18 protein-coding genes are annotated in these 15,567 nt (G+C 71.4%); 6 read left to right on the forward strand and 12 right to left on the reverse strand.

Annotated features, from left to right (window positions below; translation table 11 throughout):
- Positions 1-284 precede the first annotated feature (284 nt).
- The 3 genes from D5S19_RS30615 to pdxT all read right to left on the reverse strand — a co-directional run bounded on the left by D5S19_RS30615 (position 285) and on the right by pdxT (position 2,474).
- Positions 285-806 carry a DUF4262 domain-containing protein gene (locus D5S19_RS30615; protein ID WP_120026825.1) on the reverse strand — a complete coding sequence of 174 codons (522 nt, stop codon included), beginning with the start codon at positions 804-806 and terminating at the stop codon, positions 285-287.
- A gap of 221 nt (positions 807-1,027) precedes the next feature.
- On the reverse strand, positions 1,028-1,777 hold the full coding sequence (locus tag D5S19_RS30620; protein ID WP_120026826.1) for a YebC/PmpR family DNA-binding transcriptional regulator: 750 nt from the start codon (positions 1,775-1,777) through the stop codon (positions 1,028-1,030).
- A 52-nt stretch (positions 1,778-1,829) separates the two neighbouring features.
- Entirely contained in the window at positions 1,830-2,474 is a 645-nt protein-coding gene (gene pdxT / locus D5S19_RS30625) for a pyridoxal 5'-phosphate synthase glutaminase subunit PdxT (RefSeq protein ID WP_120026827.1), read from the reverse strand.
- 353 nt (positions 2,475-2,827) lie between these two features.
- On the opposite strand from pdxT, the gene pdxS reads away from it, so the two are divergent.
- The 3 genes from pdxS to D5S19_RS30640 all read left to right on the forward strand — a co-directional run bounded on the left by pdxS (position 2,828) and on the right by D5S19_RS30640 (position 5,436).
- Entirely contained in the window at positions 2,828-3,739 is a 912-nt protein-coding gene (gene pdxS / locus D5S19_RS30630; RefSeq protein WP_120026828.1) for a pyridoxal 5'-phosphate synthase lyase subunit PdxS, read from the forward strand.
- Between the two features lie 136 nt (positions 3,740-3,875).
- The gene (locus D5S19_RS34280; RefSeq protein ID WP_199730794.1) at positions 3,876-4,169 is read left to right on the forward strand and encodes a cytochrome P450; all 294 of its coding nucleotides are present in this window, start codon (positions 3,876-3,878) and stop codon (positions 4,167-4,169) included.
- Positions 4,162-5,436 carry a hypothetical protein gene (locus tag D5S19_RS30640; RefSeq protein WP_120026829.1) on the forward strand — a complete coding sequence of 425 codons (1,275 nt, stop codon included), beginning with the start codon at positions 4,162-4,164 and terminating at the stop codon, positions 5,434-5,436. The genes D5S19_RS34280 and D5S19_RS30640 overlap by 8 nt, the downstream gene beginning before the upstream one ends.
- A gap of 1 nt (position 5,437) precedes the next feature.
- Here D5S19_RS30640 and D5S19_RS30645 read toward each other — a convergent pair whose 3' ends face one another.
- On the reverse strand, positions 5,438-6,001 hold the full coding sequence (locus D5S19_RS30645; protein ID WP_120026830.1) for a helix-turn-helix domain-containing protein: 564 nt from the start codon (positions 5,999-6,001) through the stop codon (positions 5,438-5,440).
- Between the two features lie 68 nt (positions 6,002-6,069).
- On the opposite strand from D5S19_RS30645, the gene D5S19_RS30650 reads away from it, so the two are divergent.
- Both D5S19_RS30650 and D5S19_RS30655 read left to right on the forward strand, forming a co-directional pair.
- Positions 6,070-6,756 carry an AzlC family ABC transporter permease gene (locus tag D5S19_RS30650; protein ID WP_120026831.1) on the forward strand — a complete coding sequence of 229 codons (687 nt, stop codon included), beginning with the start codon at positions 6,070-6,072 and terminating at the stop codon, positions 6,754-6,756.
- Positions 6,756-7,076: an AzlD domain-containing protein gene (locus tag D5S19_RS30655; RefSeq protein ID WP_120026832.1), complete on the forward strand. Its 321-nt coding sequence runs from the start codon at positions 6,756-6,758 to the stop codon at positions 7,074-7,076. The genes D5S19_RS30650 and D5S19_RS30655 overlap by 1 nt, the downstream gene beginning before the upstream one ends.
- 17 nt (positions 7,077-7,093) lie before the next feature.
- Here the strand turns inward: D5S19_RS30655 and D5S19_RS30660 are convergent, their stop codons facing one another.
- Positions 7,094-8,530 carry an FAD-binding oxidoreductase gene (locus D5S19_RS30660; RefSeq protein WP_120026833.1) on the reverse strand — a complete coding sequence of 479 codons (1,437 nt, stop codon included), beginning with the start codon at positions 8,528-8,530 and terminating at the stop codon, positions 7,094-7,096.
- A gap of 92 nt (positions 8,531-8,622) precedes the next feature.
- Here D5S19_RS30660 and D5S19_RS30665 point away from each other — a divergent pair, with 92 nt between their 5' ends.
- Positions 8,623-10,734 (forward strand): elongation factor G-like protein EF-G2, encoded by a 2,112-nt coding sequence (locus D5S19_RS30665; RefSeq protein ID WP_120026834.1) that lies wholly within the window; start codon positions 8,623-8,625, stop codon positions 10,732-10,734.
- 140 nt (positions 10,735-10,874) lie between these two features.
- On the opposite strand, the gene D5S19_RS30670 is transcribed toward D5S19_RS30665, so the two are convergent.
- The 7 genes from D5S19_RS30670 to pgsA all read right to left on the reverse strand — a co-directional run bounded on the left by D5S19_RS30670 (position 10,875) and on the right by pgsA (position 15,480).
- Complete coding sequence (locus D5S19_RS30670; RefSeq protein ID WP_120026835.1) at positions 10,875-11,261, reverse strand: type II toxin-antitoxin system VapC family toxin; 387 nt, start codon at positions 11,259-11,261, stop codon at positions 10,875-10,877.
- Positions 11,258-11,584 (reverse strand): AbrB/MazE/SpoVT family DNA-binding domain-containing protein, encoded by a 327-nt coding sequence (locus tag D5S19_RS30675; RefSeq protein ID WP_120026836.1) that lies wholly within the window; start codon positions 11,582-11,584, stop codon positions 11,258-11,260. The genes D5S19_RS30670 and D5S19_RS30675 overlap by 4 nt, the downstream gene beginning before the upstream one ends.
- A 79-nt stretch (positions 11,585-11,663) precedes the next feature.
- The gene (locus tag D5S19_RS30680; protein ID WP_120026837.1) at positions 11,664-12,167 is read right to left on the reverse strand and encodes an XdhC family protein; all 504 of its coding nucleotides are present in this window, start codon (positions 12,165-12,167) and stop codon (positions 11,664-11,666) included.
- A 122-nt stretch (positions 12,168-12,289) separates the two neighbouring features.
- Positions 12,290-12,763: an NUDIX hydrolase gene (locus D5S19_RS30685; protein WP_456061919.1), complete on the reverse strand. Its 474-nt coding sequence runs from the start codon at positions 12,761-12,763 to the stop codon at positions 12,290-12,292.
- An 8-nt stretch (positions 12,764-12,771) separates the two neighbouring features.
- The gene (locus D5S19_RS30690; RefSeq protein WP_233574269.1) at positions 12,772-13,929 is read right to left on the reverse strand and encodes a glycosyltransferase family 4 protein; all 1,158 of its coding nucleotides are present in this window, start codon (positions 13,927-13,929) and stop codon (positions 12,772-12,774) included.
- Positions 13,930-13,933: 4 nt separating this feature from the next.
- A complete protein-coding gene (locus D5S19_RS30695; RefSeq protein ID WP_120026839.1) occupies positions 13,934-14,836 on the reverse strand; it encodes a phosphatidylinositol mannoside acyltransferase in 903 nt (300 codons plus the stop codon).
- Complete coding sequence (gene pgsA, locus D5S19_RS30700; RefSeq protein WP_120026840.1) at positions 14,833-15,480, reverse strand: phosphatidylinositol phosphate synthase; 648 nt, start codon at positions 15,478-15,480, stop codon at positions 14,833-14,835. The genes D5S19_RS30695 and pgsA overlap by 4 nt, the downstream gene beginning before the upstream one ends.
- Positions 15,481-15,567: the final 87 nt, after the last annotated feature.

Genomic DNA, 15,567 nt, shown 5'->3' on the forward strand with positions numbered 1-15,567 from the left:
GCCTTGCAGTTCCTCACCGAATACCGCGCCCGCACAGTAAAAAACGCGGCCCCGGCCTGACACTCGGACAGGTCGCCCTGCTCCTGCAGAACCTGCTCACATGCTGGACCGGGGCCTGCGCCCTCTGCCAACGAGAACTACCCCCATAACAAAGCCCTATCTGAGTCTGTGAAGGGTCCCTTCACAGACCTCCACACCGACTTTGCCGACACCCTGGCCCCAGAGTCCGTGAAGGGGTCCCTTCACAGCTTTCGCCAGGGCCACATCGGGACGCGCGGGAGGGGTCAGGGGCCGTCGACGCCCGGGGTCCAGCTTTCCGGCGCTCCGCTCGCGGTGAGCACCAGCTGCCACTGCGCGAATCCCTCGGGTGCGGTGTCCTGCCAGGGGAAATGCCCGTCGGGGGTGGCGACGATCAGCTGCAGGGCCGGGAAATCGCCGTCGGGGTAGACCAGGAAAGCGGATCCGAAGTACTCCGGGTAATGGCCCTTGGCCACCCGCTCGAACACGACCGGCGCGCTGTCGAAGAAGTCGTCGTAGCGCTTGCCGACCTCGAAGATCTCGCCGTTGGCCGCACGATCGACGTAGGCGTCGAGCAGGATCGAGCCCATCTGGCCGGGCAGGCCGAGCACGACCGCCTCCGGCACGTTGTGCAGAGCCCATGCGCACGCGGTGAAGCAGTAGCCCGCGCCCTGCTCGTCCGGCTGGACGGAGATCACCGCGTTGCCCCGTTCCCTTGCCTGGGATTCGATCCACGCGATCAGGCTCTGGTCTTCGGCACTCAGGGCTGGGGTCGTCACGGCCGCCATTGTGCCGCACCCGCGCCGCCGAACCCAGTCCCCGCGCCGCAGTTCTTCCGCACTGGTCAAGGAGTTTCGCGATTTCCGTTGCGGCACACCAAAAATCGGCGGAGAAAGAACAGTCGCGGCCCGGGATGTCCCTGGGCCGCGACTGTCGCTTCGCGCACCGGATCAGTCCATTGAGGTCACCGGCTCGTCCGGGACCCGGGAACTCACCCGGCGCGGGCAGGTCAGTCGACCTCCGCCATGACCTCGTCCGAAACGTCGAAGTTCGCGTACACGTTCTGCACGTCGTCGCAGTCTTCGAGGGCGTCGATCAGCTTGAAGATCTTCTTCGCGCCGTCGACGTCGAGCGGGACGCTCACCGAGGGCAGGAAGGTCAGGTCGGCCGACTCGTACTCGAATCCGGCCTCCTGCAGCGCCTTGCGCACCGGGACCAGGTCGGTGCCCTCGGAGACGATCTCGAAGTTCTCGTCGAGGTCGTTGACCTCCTCGGCGCCCGCGTCGAGCACCGCCATCAGCACGTCGTCCTCGGTCGCGTCCGCCTTGGGCATGATCACCACACCCTTGCGGGTGAACATGTAGGCCACCGAGCCCGGGTCGGCGAGCGAGCCGTTGTTGCGGGTGAGCGCGGTGCGCACCTCCATCGCGGCCCGGTTCTTGTTGTCGGTCAGGCATTCGATGAGCACGGCGACACCGTTGGGCCCGTAGCCCTCGTAGGTGATGTTCTGCCAGTCCGCGCCGCCGGCCTCTTCCCCCGCACCGCGCTTGCGCGCGCGCTCGATGTTGTCCTGCGGGACCGAGTTCCGCTTGGCCTTCTGGATGGCGTCGTACAGCGTGGGGTTGCCGTCCGGGTCACCCCCGCCGGTACGGGCGGCCACCTCGATGTTCTTGATCAGCCGCGCGAAGAGCTTGCCCCGCTTGGCGTCGAGGTTCGCCTTCTTGTGCTTCGTCGTGGCCCACTTGGAGTGGCCGCTCATCTCTCCTCCATCTGTTCCGCGTCCGCCCGCCTCCCGGCGCCGCGCTCCCTGCTCAGGCTTCCCGCACGAGTCCGACGAACAGCCGGTGCAGCCGTTCGTCCCCGGTGATCTCCGGGTGGAACGCCGTGGCCAGCACCGCCCCCTGCCGGACGGCGACGATCCTGGCCACCCGCGGCCCGTCGGGGCCGGTGTCCGGATCGGCCGGGCCGGGCACGGTGGCCAGCACTTCGACCCCGCCCGCGGCCTTCTCCACCCACGGGGCGCGGATGAACACCGCGCGCACCGGCCCGCCGGGCACGCCCGTGATCGGCAGGTCGGCCTCGAACGAATCGACCTGCCTGCCGAACGCGTTGCGCCGCACCACCACGTCGAGCCCGCCGAGCTGCTGCTGGTCCGGGCGCCCGTCGAGCACCTGGCGGGCCAGCAGGATCAGCCCCGCGCAGGAACCGAACGCGGGCAGCCCGCCGGCGATCCGCGCGCGCAACGGCTCCAGCAGCTCGAAGGTCTCCAGCAGCCGCGACATCGTGGTGGACTCGCCGCCGGGCAGCACCAGGCCGTCCACTTCGGACAACTCGGCCGGGCGGCGCACCGGGACCGCCCGGGCACCGGCGCGCTCCAGCATCGCGACGTGCTCGCGCACGGCACCCTGCAGGGCGAGCACACCGACCACCGGCCGTGTTCCCGAAACCGTCGTCACCCGACCTCCCGAAAGACGTTCACCCCAGCTTAGGGGGACCACCCGCGGCCATCCCGGCCAGGGCGGCACCGGCCACCCGGCCCCGACGGGCGTCCGCGGCCCGAAGTGGACTGCCGGAATCCGCCGTCAGTGGCCACCCACCGAGGACCCTTCACACCCGGCCGGATACCCGGACGACACCTCCCTCGCCAGCGTACTCGCAGGTCAGCACCTACCACCCGCACAGAAGACGGGTACGCGAACCGAGGAGTGGCCTTTCAAGATATCCGCGTACTGGCCTGCCTCGGCAGTCCACCTGAGTCCTACCCTGATGGGTGAATCCAGCACCACCCTCCCCGAGAAAGGCCCGCAAGGTGTCGCAGCAGCAGAGCGCCGAACCCCAGTCCGTCACCGGTACCGCCAAGGTCAAGCGCGGGATGGCGGAGATGCTCAAGGGCGGCGTGATCATGGACGTGGTCACCGCAGAGCAGGCCAAGATCGCCGAGGACGCCGGCGCGGTCGCGGTGATGGCGCTCGAGCGCGTGCCCGCCGACATCCGCGCGCAGGGCGGGGTCGCCCGGATGAGCGACCCGGACCTGATCGACGGCATCATCGAGACGGTGTCGATCCCGGTGATGGCCAAGGCCCGGATCGGCCACTTCGTCGAAGCGCAGGTGCTGCAGTCGCTCGGCGTGGACTACATCGACGAATCCGAAGTGCTCACCCCCGCCGACTACGCGAACCACATCGACAAGTGGGCGTTCACCGTGCCGTTCGTGTGCGGGGCGACCAACCTCGGCGAGGCCCTGCGCCGGATCACCGAGGGCGCGGCGATGATCCGTTCGAAGGGCGAGGCCGGTACCGGCGACGTCTCCAACGCCACCACCCACATGCGCAAGATCCGCGGCGAAATCCGGCGGCTGCAGTCCCTGCCCGAGGATGAACTGTTCGTCGCCGCGAAGGAGCTGCAGGCGCCGTACGAGCTGGTCAAAGAGGTTGCCGAGGCGGGCAAGCTGCCCGTCGTGCTGTTCACCGCCGGCGGCATCGCCACGCCCGCCGACGCGGCGATGATGATGCAGCTGGGCGCGGAGGGCGTCTTCGTCGGCTCGGGCATCTTCAAGTCCGGCAACCCGGCCCAGCGCGCCGAGGCGATCGTCAAGGCGACCACGTTCTACGACGACCCGGACGTGCTGGCGAAGGTCTCACGCGGACTGGGCGAGGCGATGGTGGGGATCAACGTGGAGGAGCTGCCGGAGCCGCATCGGCTGGCTGAGCGGGGTTGGTGACGGCTCGAAGTTCAGTCCGATCGAGAGGTCCCGTGGACGGGCGTTCGCGGGGCCTCTCGTTCGTGCGGTGACTACCCGGCCATCGCGTGGATCTCCGGTCGTGTTGACCTGCTCGTGCGAGCAGTAGTGATCTTGCCTGGCCCGCTCGGTCACGCCGGCGGACCAACAGCGGCTTGGCCGGGCGGAGAATCCGCATCTCGGGTTCGGTCACGGTATCCACTACTGCCTCGGCACGCCCCTGGCCCGGTGGGAGGCCGAGATCGCGTTCACCGCCTTGATGAACCGCTACCTCGGGGGGCGTGGCGTTCGGACTTCTTCCACGCCGTACTCAGCCTTCCCGTCCGGCTTCGGGGCGCCGCGTAACGGCTGTCCACGTCGTCACGACTCCTCGGTGCGCGAAAGATCGCCAGGAGGAGGAATCGGTGACTGACGGCCCGGCCCGGTACCGGAAGTTCCTTCTCGTGGCAGGGTCGGCGGTGGTCGGGGTACTGCTGGGCAGGCTGGTCACGGCGCGCCCGCGGGCGGTACCCGAACGGCGGGTGCCACACGCCGAGGAGGCGCCGCCGGTACCGGCCCGGCGGCCGAGCCGGGTCTCGTCGGTCGTCTACTGCGTCCTCGTGCCGCTCCTGCTCGCGCTCGCGGTGTGGCTGATGAGCCGGGACCTTCGGACCGCTGCCGAGATCACCGCGACCGCGGCGGTCGCCGTGCTGGCTCTCGCCTTCCGGGGGCCGGTTCGGCGGCGGAGCCGGTGGACGGTCGTTGTGCTCGTTGCGCTGGCCGTGGTCGCGGTGCCGTTCGACCAGTTGCTGATCCTCAGCCGGATCGACACCAGCGTGTCCGACGTTGGCGGGCTGCTGATCCAGGTGGGCTTGTTCATCGTCTTCGCCGGCGTGCTCGCCGGGCTGGCCGCGTCCTGGGGCAAGGTGGTCCTCGCGGAGGTCGGCGCCCTGATGCTGATCGCCATGCTGCTGGGGCTGGTGTCGTTCAGCGGGCTTTCCTACTTCACCGCACCGGTGTCCGCACCGGAACCCGACGACGCGGTCCTGCGGGTGTTCGCGGCCGACCCGGCCGCCGAGATGACCGTCTCCGTCCAGTATTTCCCGCAGGATCCGGGCGGGTCGACCTTGCTGTCACTCCAGGTGATCTCGACCGGCTCCACCGATCATCGCTGGGGAATCGTGCTGTCCGGCGGGCTTCGCTTCGCACCGGGGAACGGACACGGGGCCGGTGTCACCCTGGCCGGCTCCGCCGGCGGCTACCAGGTGCTCTCCGGAACGCAGGGCACCGCCGATTTCTACAACGGCACGGTCATCGGATCGTTCCAGCAGAGTTCCGCCTCGCGGTCGGTGGTGTCATTGCCACCTGTCTCCTCGGATCCGTTGCGGCTCAAGGGGATCGACGTCCGGTCGGCCACCGGGTTCGCCGCGGTCCGGCCGAAGTCCCTCTCCGTCACCGTCGACAGCGGCACGCTCAGTCCACTTGAGACGGTCACGCAGGCGGCACCGCCGCTGCAGGTACCGAACCAGCTGTCCTGGCTGGGCCACGGCGAACTCGGCCCGATCACCTACGCGACGCTCGACCAAGGCGCCGAAGACCGCTCCAGGAACGTCCTGTTCGTCGTCGCGATCCTGCTCGGCACCGCGGTCGCCTGCCTGGTGGCGGCATTGCAGGTGCTGATCAAGGCCGCGAAGAGATGAGTCACGAGTATTCGGACACCTCCACGCCGAACGTGCCGGGTTCCAGCGCCTCGAACACGTGCCGCACATCCCCGGGGTAGGCGATGTAGTCGCCGGGCCGCAGCTCGACCGGGTCGTCGGCGAGGCCGACCCGGGCCCGCCCCGCGCACAGGACGATGTGCTCGACCACCCCGTTCATGTGCGGATCCGATCGCCGCGGGATGCCCGGTTCGGCGCGGATCAGGTACATGTCCCGCCGTGCCGCGGACGGACAGGCCGACAGCAGGGTGCACGCGTAGTCGGCGTGTTCGGCGAACACTGTCGGCCCGCTGCCCGAGCGGATCACGCGAACCTGGGGGCGATCCGGTTCGACGAGCCGGGAGAACGGCACGTCGAGGGCGACGCCGAGCGCCCACAGCGTTTCCACGCTCGGGTTGCCGGACCCGGATTCCAGTTGCGAGAGCGTGGATTTCGCGAGACCGGCGCGGCGGGCCAGCTCGGTCAGCGACAGCCCGGCCCGGGTCCGTTCCCGGCGCAGCGACTCGGCGATGATCTCCAGCGGCGCGCTGGAGGTGTCCTGCGACATGTGTTCGCTCCCTCAGTCTTCTTGTTCGCCTTGACGAACGGGTGCTGCCATGTTCAGCATAGGGCACTATGCGTTCGATATGGCGAACACTTGATCGCGGCCTCGCCCGCGACATCGGCCTGGTGTGCCTGGCCGACACCCTCGTCGGCGTGTCCTACGGTGCCATCACGGTGAGTTCCGGCTTCCCGCTGTGGGCGCCCATGGTGTTGTCCCTGCTGGTCTTCGCCGGTGCTTCGCAGTTCATGTTCGTCGGGATCGTGGCCTCCGGCGGCAATCCGCTCGCCGCGGTCGCGGCCGGGCTCCTGGTGAACGCGCGGCACGTGCCGTTCGGCTTCGCGGTGGGCGACGTGTTCGGCCGCGGACGGCTCGCGCGGGCGCTGGGCAGCCACCTGATGATCGACGAGTCGGTGGCGTTCGCGCTGGCCCAGCGGGATGCCGATCGCCGGCGCGCGGCGTACTGGGCGTGCGGGATCGGGTTGTTCGTCTGCTGGAACGTCGGGGTGCTGGTCGGCGCTTTCGCCGGTACCGCGATCCACGACACCGACGCGTTCGGTTTGGACGCCGCGTTCCCCGCGGTGCTGCTGGCACTGGTACTGCCGTCGTTGCGGGAGCGAGCTTTCCGGCTGCCGACGCTGATCGGTGTGGTGGTGGCGCTCGCCGCGGCGCCGCTGCTGCCCGCCGGGCTGCCGGTCCTGCTCGCGCTGGTCGGCGTGGTCGCGGGCGTCGCGGCCAAGGAACCGAAGGCGGCCCGCTGATGGATGCCACGGAATTGCTGATCGCCACCGGGGTGCTGGGTCTGGGCACGTTCGCGTTCCGGTTCGCCGGACCGGCGCTGCGAAATCGGGTGCACCCCTCCGCCCGTACCGAGCGGTTGATGACGCTGGCCGCGGTGGTTCTGCTGGCGGCGCTGGTCGCGACCAGCGCGCTCATCGAGGGCCACGACTACGCCGGATTCGCCCGTCCGGCCGGGGTTCTCGTCGGCGGCGTGCTCGCCTGGCGGAAAGCGCCGTTCGTACTGGTGGTGCTCGCCGCCGCGGCAACGGCCGCACTGGTGCGGCTGGCCGGAATCCCCTGACCGTCCACTATGGACAATCAGGCGCGGATCAGCGCGCGAGGAAAGGAGAACACCCCGCCCGGGTCGTACCGGCGGGCGATCGCGCGCAGCCGCGGCAGGTGCTCGCCGTAGTAGGCGCGGCCCCAGTCCGGCATCTCGGGGTCCAGGTAGTTGATGTAGCCGGTGGTGCCGAACTCCGTGCCGAGACCGTCCCGGATCCGGCCGATCTCCCGGCGGGCCGCGGCCTCGCCTCCGGGCGCCACGGGCTGCGTGAACTGGAAGCTCGCCAGCGCGGACCGGTGTGCGTACGCCGAATCGCCACGGGCGATCGCGCCTCCGCCGCCGTCCACGATCGTGTAGGTGTCCGGATTCGCGGTCAGGGCCGCGATCACCGCGGCGGGATCCGGGGCGGGGCGCATCAGCATCCGGGAGGTCGCCACGTAGGAGCGCTGTTCCACGCCTCCTCCCCCGCCGTCCCAGCCCGGACGGCACGAGGTGGACGACAGGTCCCCGCACCCGGCGAACCACTCCATCGTGTCCACAAAGCCGCGCTCCTGCTCGGCTCGTTTCAACGGGGTGCCGACCTGGCGGACGAGCGTGTCGAGCAGCGGGGTGAGCCGGGTACGCGGGCCGACGAAGCAGCCGCCGAGGTTGGCCGCGGACGCGCCGAGACCCAGATCGGCCCACAGCTCGTCCGGCATCCGGGGCTGCCACTCCTGCCATGCGGCGAACAGCGTGGCCGCGGCGGCGGGTGGGAACTGCACGTCGAACGTGGTCAGCCCGGGTGCGGGCACGGTGCGGAAGGTGAACGACGTGACGATGCCGAAATTCCCTCCCCCGCCGCCGCGCAGCGCCCAGAACAGCTCTGGGCGGCTCGCGGCGGAGACCGTGTGACAGGTCCCGTCCGCGGTCACCAGCTCGGCCGACTCCAGCAGATCGCAGGTCAGCCCGTACTTGCGGCCGAGCACGCCGAGCCCTCCCCCGAGGGTGAGCCCGGCGATGCCGACAGTCGGGCAGGTCCCGGCGGGCAGCGCCCGGCCCGCCGCGGCGAGCGCCGCGTACACCGCACCCAGCCGGGCGCCCGCGCCGATCGTCACCCGGCCGCCCTCGTGCAGTTCGATCCGGTTCAGCCGGGCCAGGTCGGCCACCAGCCCGTCGTCCACAGTGGAATATCCGGGATAGCTGTGCCCGCCGGACCGCGCGGCCAGCGGAATCCCTTGCCTCGCCGCGAAATCCACACAGGCCTGAACGTCCTCGCGACGGGCGCAGCCGGCCACCGCGGCCGGGCGGCGGTCGTACATCGCGAAGAAGCCGCGGCGCGCGTCGTCGTAGCCCGCGTCACCCGGGCGGAGCAGCGGCCCGGCCAGCCTGCGGCGCAACCGCCCCCACCGGTCCGGCACCGGACCGGACAACCCCGCCGCGAACGGCACCGCCGCCCCGGACAGCCCCAGGAACACCCGCCTGCTGATCGTCATCGCAGTCCCCCCTCCGCGCCTTGCCTCGCCAGGGTATCGGGTGTGTGATCGGGGACACAGGTGTTCACCCGTCTTCCGCCGAGGAGGCCGTCATGGCCGACAAGCAGAACAGGAGCGCCGACACCGGGGCCGCCGTCGCTGTATCCGACCCCGCCAAAGTGCGCAACGTCGTCCTGGTCGGGCCTTCCGGCTCCGGCAAGACCACGCTCACCGAGGCGCTGCTGGCCGCCTCCGGCACGGTGCCGCGCGCGGGTTCGGTCGTGGAGGGCACCACGGTGTGCGACCACGATCCGGCCGCGGTGCGGCAGCAGCGGTCGGTCGGCCTGTCCGTGGCGCCGATCCTGCACGCCGGGCACAAGATCAACCTGATCGATACCCCCGGGTACGCCGATTTCGTCGGTGAACTGCGCGCCGGGCTGCGGGCCGCGGATGCGGCGCTGTTCGTCGTCTGCGCGGCGGAGGGCGTGGACGCGGCGACGGTGGCCGTGTGGGAGGAGTGCGCCGCGGTCGGCATGCCGCGCGCGGTCGTCGTGTCCCGGCTCGACCATCACCGTGCCGATCCGCTCGGCGAGATCTCCGCCTGCCGGGCCGCGTTCGGCGACGGCGTGCTGCCGCTCTACCTGCCCGCCGGGGACGGGCTGGTCGGGCTGATCACCCAGCGCCGCTACGACTACGCCGACGGCTACCCTCCCCGCGTCGGCGAACCCGATCCGGGCGCTATCGACGGGCTGGCCGAGGCCCGCAACGAGCTGATCGAGGGCATCATCGCCGAAAGCGAAGACGAGACGCTGATGGACCGCTACCTGGCCGGCGAGGAGATCGCCGAAGAGGTGCTGATCGCGGACCTGGAGACGGCCGTCGCGCGTGGCTCGTTCCATCCGGTCATCCCGGTGTCCGCAACGAGCGGGATCGGGCTGGCCGAGGTGCTGGACGGCATCGTGCGGGCCTTCCCGTCCCCGCTGGAGCACCTGCCCCCCGGCGTGACCACCCCGGACGGCGGACCGCACGAAGCGCTGAGGGCCGATCCGGACGGTCCGCTCGCCGCCGAGGTGGTGCGCACCGCGGTCGATTCCTACGTCGGCCGGGTGTCCCTCGTGCGGATGTTCTCCGGGACGCTGCGGCCGGAGAACGCGGTGCACGTGTCCGGGCACGGGCTCGCCGAGCGCGGGCACGAGGACCACGACGCCGACGAGCGCGTGGCCCACCTGTACTCACCGCTCGGGCCGAACCTGCGGGAGGTGCCCTACTGCGTGGCCGGTGACCTGTGCGCACTGACCAAAGTGGGCACCGCGGAGACCGGCGACACCGTGTCCTCTCCGGAGGATCCGCTCGTGATGAAACCGTGGCGGATGCCCGAGCCGCTGCTGCCGGTGGCCGTGGTGGCGAAGACCCGCAGCGACGAGGACACCTTGGCCCGCAACCTTTCCCGGCTCGTGGCGGGCGATCCGACGTTGCGCCTGGAGCGGAACGCGGAGACCGGGCAGCTGGTGCTGTGGTGCATGGGCGAGGCGCACGCCGACGTGGTGCTTTCGCGGCTGCGCGCCGGCGGCGCCGAAGTGGAGACCGAACCGGTGCGGATCAGCCTGCGCGCCACGTTCACGAAAGCGGCGAGCGGGCACGGCAGGCACGTGAAACAGTCCGGCGGGCACGGGCAGTTCGCCGTGTGCGATATCGAGGTCCAGCCGCTGCCCCGCGGCGGCGGGTTCGAGTTCGTGGACAAGGTGGTCGGCGGTTCGGTGCCGCACCAGTTCATCCCGAGCGTGGAGAAGGGCGTGCGGGCCCAGCTGGCGCGCGGGCTCCAGGACGGCCACCCGGTCGTCGACGTGCGGGTCACCCTCGTCGACGGCAAGGCGCACAGCGTCGACTCGTCCGACGCGGCGTTCCAGACCGCGGGTGCGCTCGCCCTGCGCGAGGCCGCCGCGGCCGGGCGGATCACCCTGCTGGAGCCCCTCGACGAGGTCGAGGTGACCCTGCCGGACGACCATCTGGGCACCGTGCTGGGCGACCTGTCCGCCCGCCGCGGCCGCGTGCTGGGCACCGAATCCGCCGAGGGCGGCCGCACCCGCGTGCACGCCGAGATCCCGGCGGCGGAACTGCTGCGCTACGCGGTCGACCTGCGCTCCCTGACCTCCGGCACGGCGACGTTCAGCCGCCGGCACGCGCGGTTCGAGCCGATGCCGGAGGGGGTGGCGGTACCGACGTGAAGGCTGTGAAGGGTCCCTTCACAGCCTCAGAGTCCGTGAAGGGACCCTTCACAGCGCCGGCGGGGTGGTGGTGGCCGGGGAGGTGGGTCTTCTCCGGCCTGGGCAGGCGTCCGGAGCGGCGATGTCCGCTGGGTGACTGGTCAGCGGATCAGGTCGACCGGTACGCCGACATCGACCCGAGCCCAAGCCTTGTCAGCGGTGACCGCACGTCCGCCCGGGATACTGCCGGCGACCGCGAGGCACGCCCGGTCACCGAATGAGAGGCCGTTGCTGCGTGTGGGCGCCCACAGCAACGCAGCGTCGACGGCCTCGGCGGCGGCGAACGCGGCCACGGTCGCGCCGAGGGAAAGCACGACGCCGGCCGCTTCCGTTGGTGTCGGGTGGCCGTTCTGCGCCAGCTTCTGCACGACCTCGGAGAAGTTCACGGCACTGATCACCGCGCCACGGACCTGGGCGGCCACTTGGTCGTGCCCGTCCTCGCGGTAGATCAGTGCGAGAACGGCGCTCGCGTCCAGCACCGCCGTCACTCCGGGCCTGCTTCGTTTTCGCCCGCCTTGCCAGCATCGCCGACGGCATCGCGGGCGGCCTCGGCGCGCCGGTCCTCGAGCAACGAGTCCGTCACGCTCCCGGTCACCCCGGCAGCACGGGCCGCCGCGATCGCTTCGTCCTGCACCCGTCGCAGCAGGTGATCACGATCCTCGAGGACCACCCTGCCGCGCTCGACATAGGCGACCAGATTCGAGCCTGGCGAGATTCCCGCGGCCTGCCGCAACAACACCGGAATCGTCACCCGGCCATCCACCGCGACGGACACGTCCGCCCGGGCCGTCATGGGATCGACGCTCGCCATAGTTCCTATACTACCGGCGGGATCAGCCACGCCTCGCCGAGGATCGCCGATCTTTGGCGCGCACTCCCAAGCCGATGCCTCAGAACTCGAACCCGCCCGGCCGCCCGTTCCGGTCGGCCAGCAGACCCGCGAGGGTCGCGATCGCGATCTCCGCCGGAGTGCGCGAACCGATGTTCAGCCCGACCGGCCGGTGCACCCGGCCGATGTCCGCCTCCGGCACACCCAGCTCCCGCAGTGCCTCGATGTGCGGGCCGGGGTGGCGTGGATTGCCGAGCACGCCGACCCAGCGCGCCCGCGCCGCGAGCGCGGCCTGCAGCACGGTGCCCAGCTCCGGCCGGTGGTGGTCGGTGACCACCACGTCGGCGTCCGGGCCCGGGTCCGGCAGCACCCGATCAACCTCGGCGAAGTCCGCGGCGCGGGCGGTATCGGGTTCGAACAGCACGGTGCGGTACCCCAGATCGGCCGCGTACCGGAGCAGGTACCGGGCGACCGGGGAGGCGAACACGGCCACCAGCGTCCGTTCGACCGGTGCGCTTTCGGCTTCGCCGTGCGCGACCGCGCAGGCATCCGTCTCGGCTGTCACGGAACCAGACTACAAAGGCCTGAAGGCTGTGAAGGGACCCTTCACAGCCTCAGCGTCCGTGAAGGGACCCTTCACAGCTCTGCAGGCGTGAGTTGAGGGGGGCGGAAGGAGCGCTTGGGGGCTTAAGGCAATTCGGGCTCGGCGAATTCGAAGTACTCGGGCAGCGGCGCGGTCCCGGCGAGTTTGAAGTACCGCACCTTCCGGCGGCGGCGGAGCCTGAGGGTGTCGCGCACCGCGTCGTTGTGCACGCGGCGCGCGATCACCACGCGGTGCTCGGCGTCGGTCAGTTCCCCGGCCAGTGCGGCCGGCAGCCGGACCCGGTCGATCCGGGCCAGGAGCAGGGTCAGCTCGTTCTCCTCGGCCTCCCGGTCCGCGCGCGAAGCGGCTTCGGCGCGTTCGGCGGCGGCGCGGAGGCCGTCCACGCAGAGGACCGCCGAGGCCGCGCGGGCGACCACGGCACGGCGGGCCAGCGCCGCGTCGAGCGCCGCCCAGCCCGCGTCCATGCGCACGTGCAGCCGGTTCAGGCGGTTCGCCGTGGCGACCAGGAACAACCCGCCGAGCACGACCACCACGGTGAGCGCGAGCAGCAGCCACATCAGCCAGCTCACCGCATGCTCTCCCGTTCCCCGGCCACGACTCGCCGCGGGTCGGCGGCGATCGCCGTCTCGTACACCCGCAGCACCTGGGTGACCACTGTGGACCAGTCGTATCCGGTCACCCGCTCGCCCGCCGCAGCGGCCAGCGACGCCCGGCGGGCCGGATCGCCCAGCAGCTCCCGCAGCCCGTCGGCGAGCGCGCCGGCGTCACCGGTGGTGGTGAGCATCCCGGCCGTGCCGTCGTCGAGCACGCGGCGGAACGAATCGAGCCCACTGGCCAGCACCGGGGTGCCCGCGGCCATCGCCTCGGTGAGGATCATGCCGAAGCTCTCGCCCCCGGTGTTGGGCGCACAGTAGACGTCCACGCTGCGCAGCGCACGGGCCTTCGTCGCGTCGTCGACCTGGCCGAGCAGCTCGACATGCGGCCACAGCCGCGGCCCGGCCATCCGGCGCAGCTGGTCGGGATCGCCCCGCCCGACCACCAGCAGCCGCAGGTCCTCGAATTCCGGCAATACCTGCCGCGCCGCCTCCAGCAGCACGTCCATCCCCTTGCGCGGCTCGGTGAACCGGCCGACGAACCCGACCGTGCCCCCGGCCCGCGGATACCCCTCCAGCGGCAGGGCCCGGGAGAAGAACTCGACGTCCACGCCGTTGGGGATCTCCACCGCGTCCTCGCCCGCGTGCTCCACCTGCACCCGCCGGGCCAGCGCCGACACCGCGATCCGCGCGGTGATCTTCTCCAGCAGCGGCCGCAGCACCGGCTGGAACGCGGCGAGCGTGCGCGAACGGGTGGTGGCGGTGTGGAAGGTGGCCACGATCGGTCCGTCGGCCACCTTCAGCGCGAGCAGCGACAGGCTCGGCGCGGCCGGTTCGTGCAGGTGCAGCACGTCGAAGCCGTTGTCCCGGATCCAGCGCCGCACCCGCGCGTAGGACACCGGGCCGAACTGCAGGCGGGCGACCGAGCCGTTGTACGGGATGCCGAGCGCCTTGCCCGCGGGGTGCACGAAATCCGGCAGCTCGGCGTCCTCGTCGGCCGGGGCGAGCACGGACACCCGATGCCCCCGCTCCCGCAGCGCGCGGGCCAGGTCGAGCACATGCCCCTGCACCCCGCCTGGCACGTCGAAGGAGTACGGGCACACGATCCCGATGTTCCACCCCCGGGCCACGGGCTCAGCTCGCTTCTTCGAGATCGGGACCGTCGGCCTCGTCCGGCCAGAACGGTTGCAGCATGTGCCAGTCCGCCGGGTGCGCGGCGATGTCGCCGGCGAACGCGTCGGCCAGCGCCTGGGTGGCGGCGGGCACCTCGGCCCGCGCGGTGACCCGGATCCGCGGATGCACACGGATCTGCCAGCCGTCCTCGGAGTACCAGGAACCGACCGGCAGCAGCGCGGCCCCGGTCGTCGCGGCCAGCCGGGCCGGACCGGCCGGCAGCCGGGCCTGTTCACCGAAGAACCGCACCGCGATCCCGGATGCGGTCAGATCCCGGTCCCCCACCAGGCACACCACCTTGTTCTCGCGCAGCCGCTTGAGCAGCAGCCGCATCGCCGAGCTGTCCCCGGTGTGCGGCACGATCTCGAACCCGAGCGATTCCCGGTAGTCGGCGAAGCGTCGGAACAGCGATTCCGGCTCCAGCCGCTCGACCACCGTGGTGAATCCGCCGTGCCGGTCGCACAGCCAGACCCCGGCGACGTCCCAGTTGCCGCTGTGCGGCAGTGCGAGCACCACGCCGTTGCCCTCGGCCAAGCCCGCGTCGATGTTCTCCGCGCCGGTCAGGTCGACCCGGCGCAGCACCTGTTCCCGGTCCATCCCGGGCATCCGGAAGGTCTCGTACCAGTAGCGCGCGTAGGACCGCATCGCGCGGCGGACGAGCTCGTCCAGCTCCGTCTCCCCGGCCTGCGGCACCACCCGGGCCAGGTTCGCCCGCAACTGCCGCACCCCGCCCCCGCCGCGCCGGGTGGCCATGTCCGCGCCGAGCGCGAAGGAGGCCGAGCCGAACCGCGGCGGCAACCGCCGGACGAGCCGCCAGCCCGCCGCGTAGCCCAGTTCACCGAGTTTCTGCGACCACCTGCTCACGGCTGCGCCCCACCGGCCGGGAGATCGGGCGGCCCGGCCGCGGCCTCCCGGGCCGCGCTCGCCACCGCGGCCGCCCGCTGCAGCAGCGTGATCACCGAGAGCACGGCCAGCAGCCACAGCGAGATCTCCACGGTGTAAGGCACGCCGAACCCGTGCAGCCCGGTGCCGACCAGCGCGATGATCAGCCGCTCGGCCCGTTCCACCAGTCCGCCGTCGGCGGCCAGCCCGGAGGCCTCGGCCCGCGCCTTCACGTAGGAGATGACCTGCGCCAGCACGAGGCAGATCAGCGCGGCGGCCGCGGCCCGGTCGTTGTGGTCGACGGCGAAGCACCACCAGGCGATGGCCGCGAACACCGCGCCGTCGACCAGCCGGTCACAGGTCGCGTCGAGGACCGCGCCGAACGGGGTGCCGTAGCCGCGGGCCCGCGCCATCGCCCCGTCGAGCAGGTCCAGCATCGCGAAGCCCCACACGGTGAACGTGCCCCACAGCAGCATGCCCCGCGGGAAGAACACGAGCGCGCAGGCCATCGCGCCCACGGTGCCGAGCACCGTCATCACGTTCGGGGTCAGCCCGGCTCGGACCAGTGCGCGGCCGATCGGGTCCGTCACGCGGGAGACCGAGGCGCGGGCGAAAATGTTGAGCATCTTCCTCGTCTGGCACCTGGTTCGGGGGCGGGTGGGCGGGGAAAGCCTATCGACCCCGTCCGTGGCCGCGGCGGAGCCCGCCTGTGA

Source organism: Amycolatopsis panacis (genome assembly GCF_003600245.1).
Taxonomy (GTDB): Bacteria; Actinomycetota; Actinomycetes; order Mycobacteriales; family Pseudonocardiaceae; genus Amycolatopsis; species Amycolatopsis sulphurea.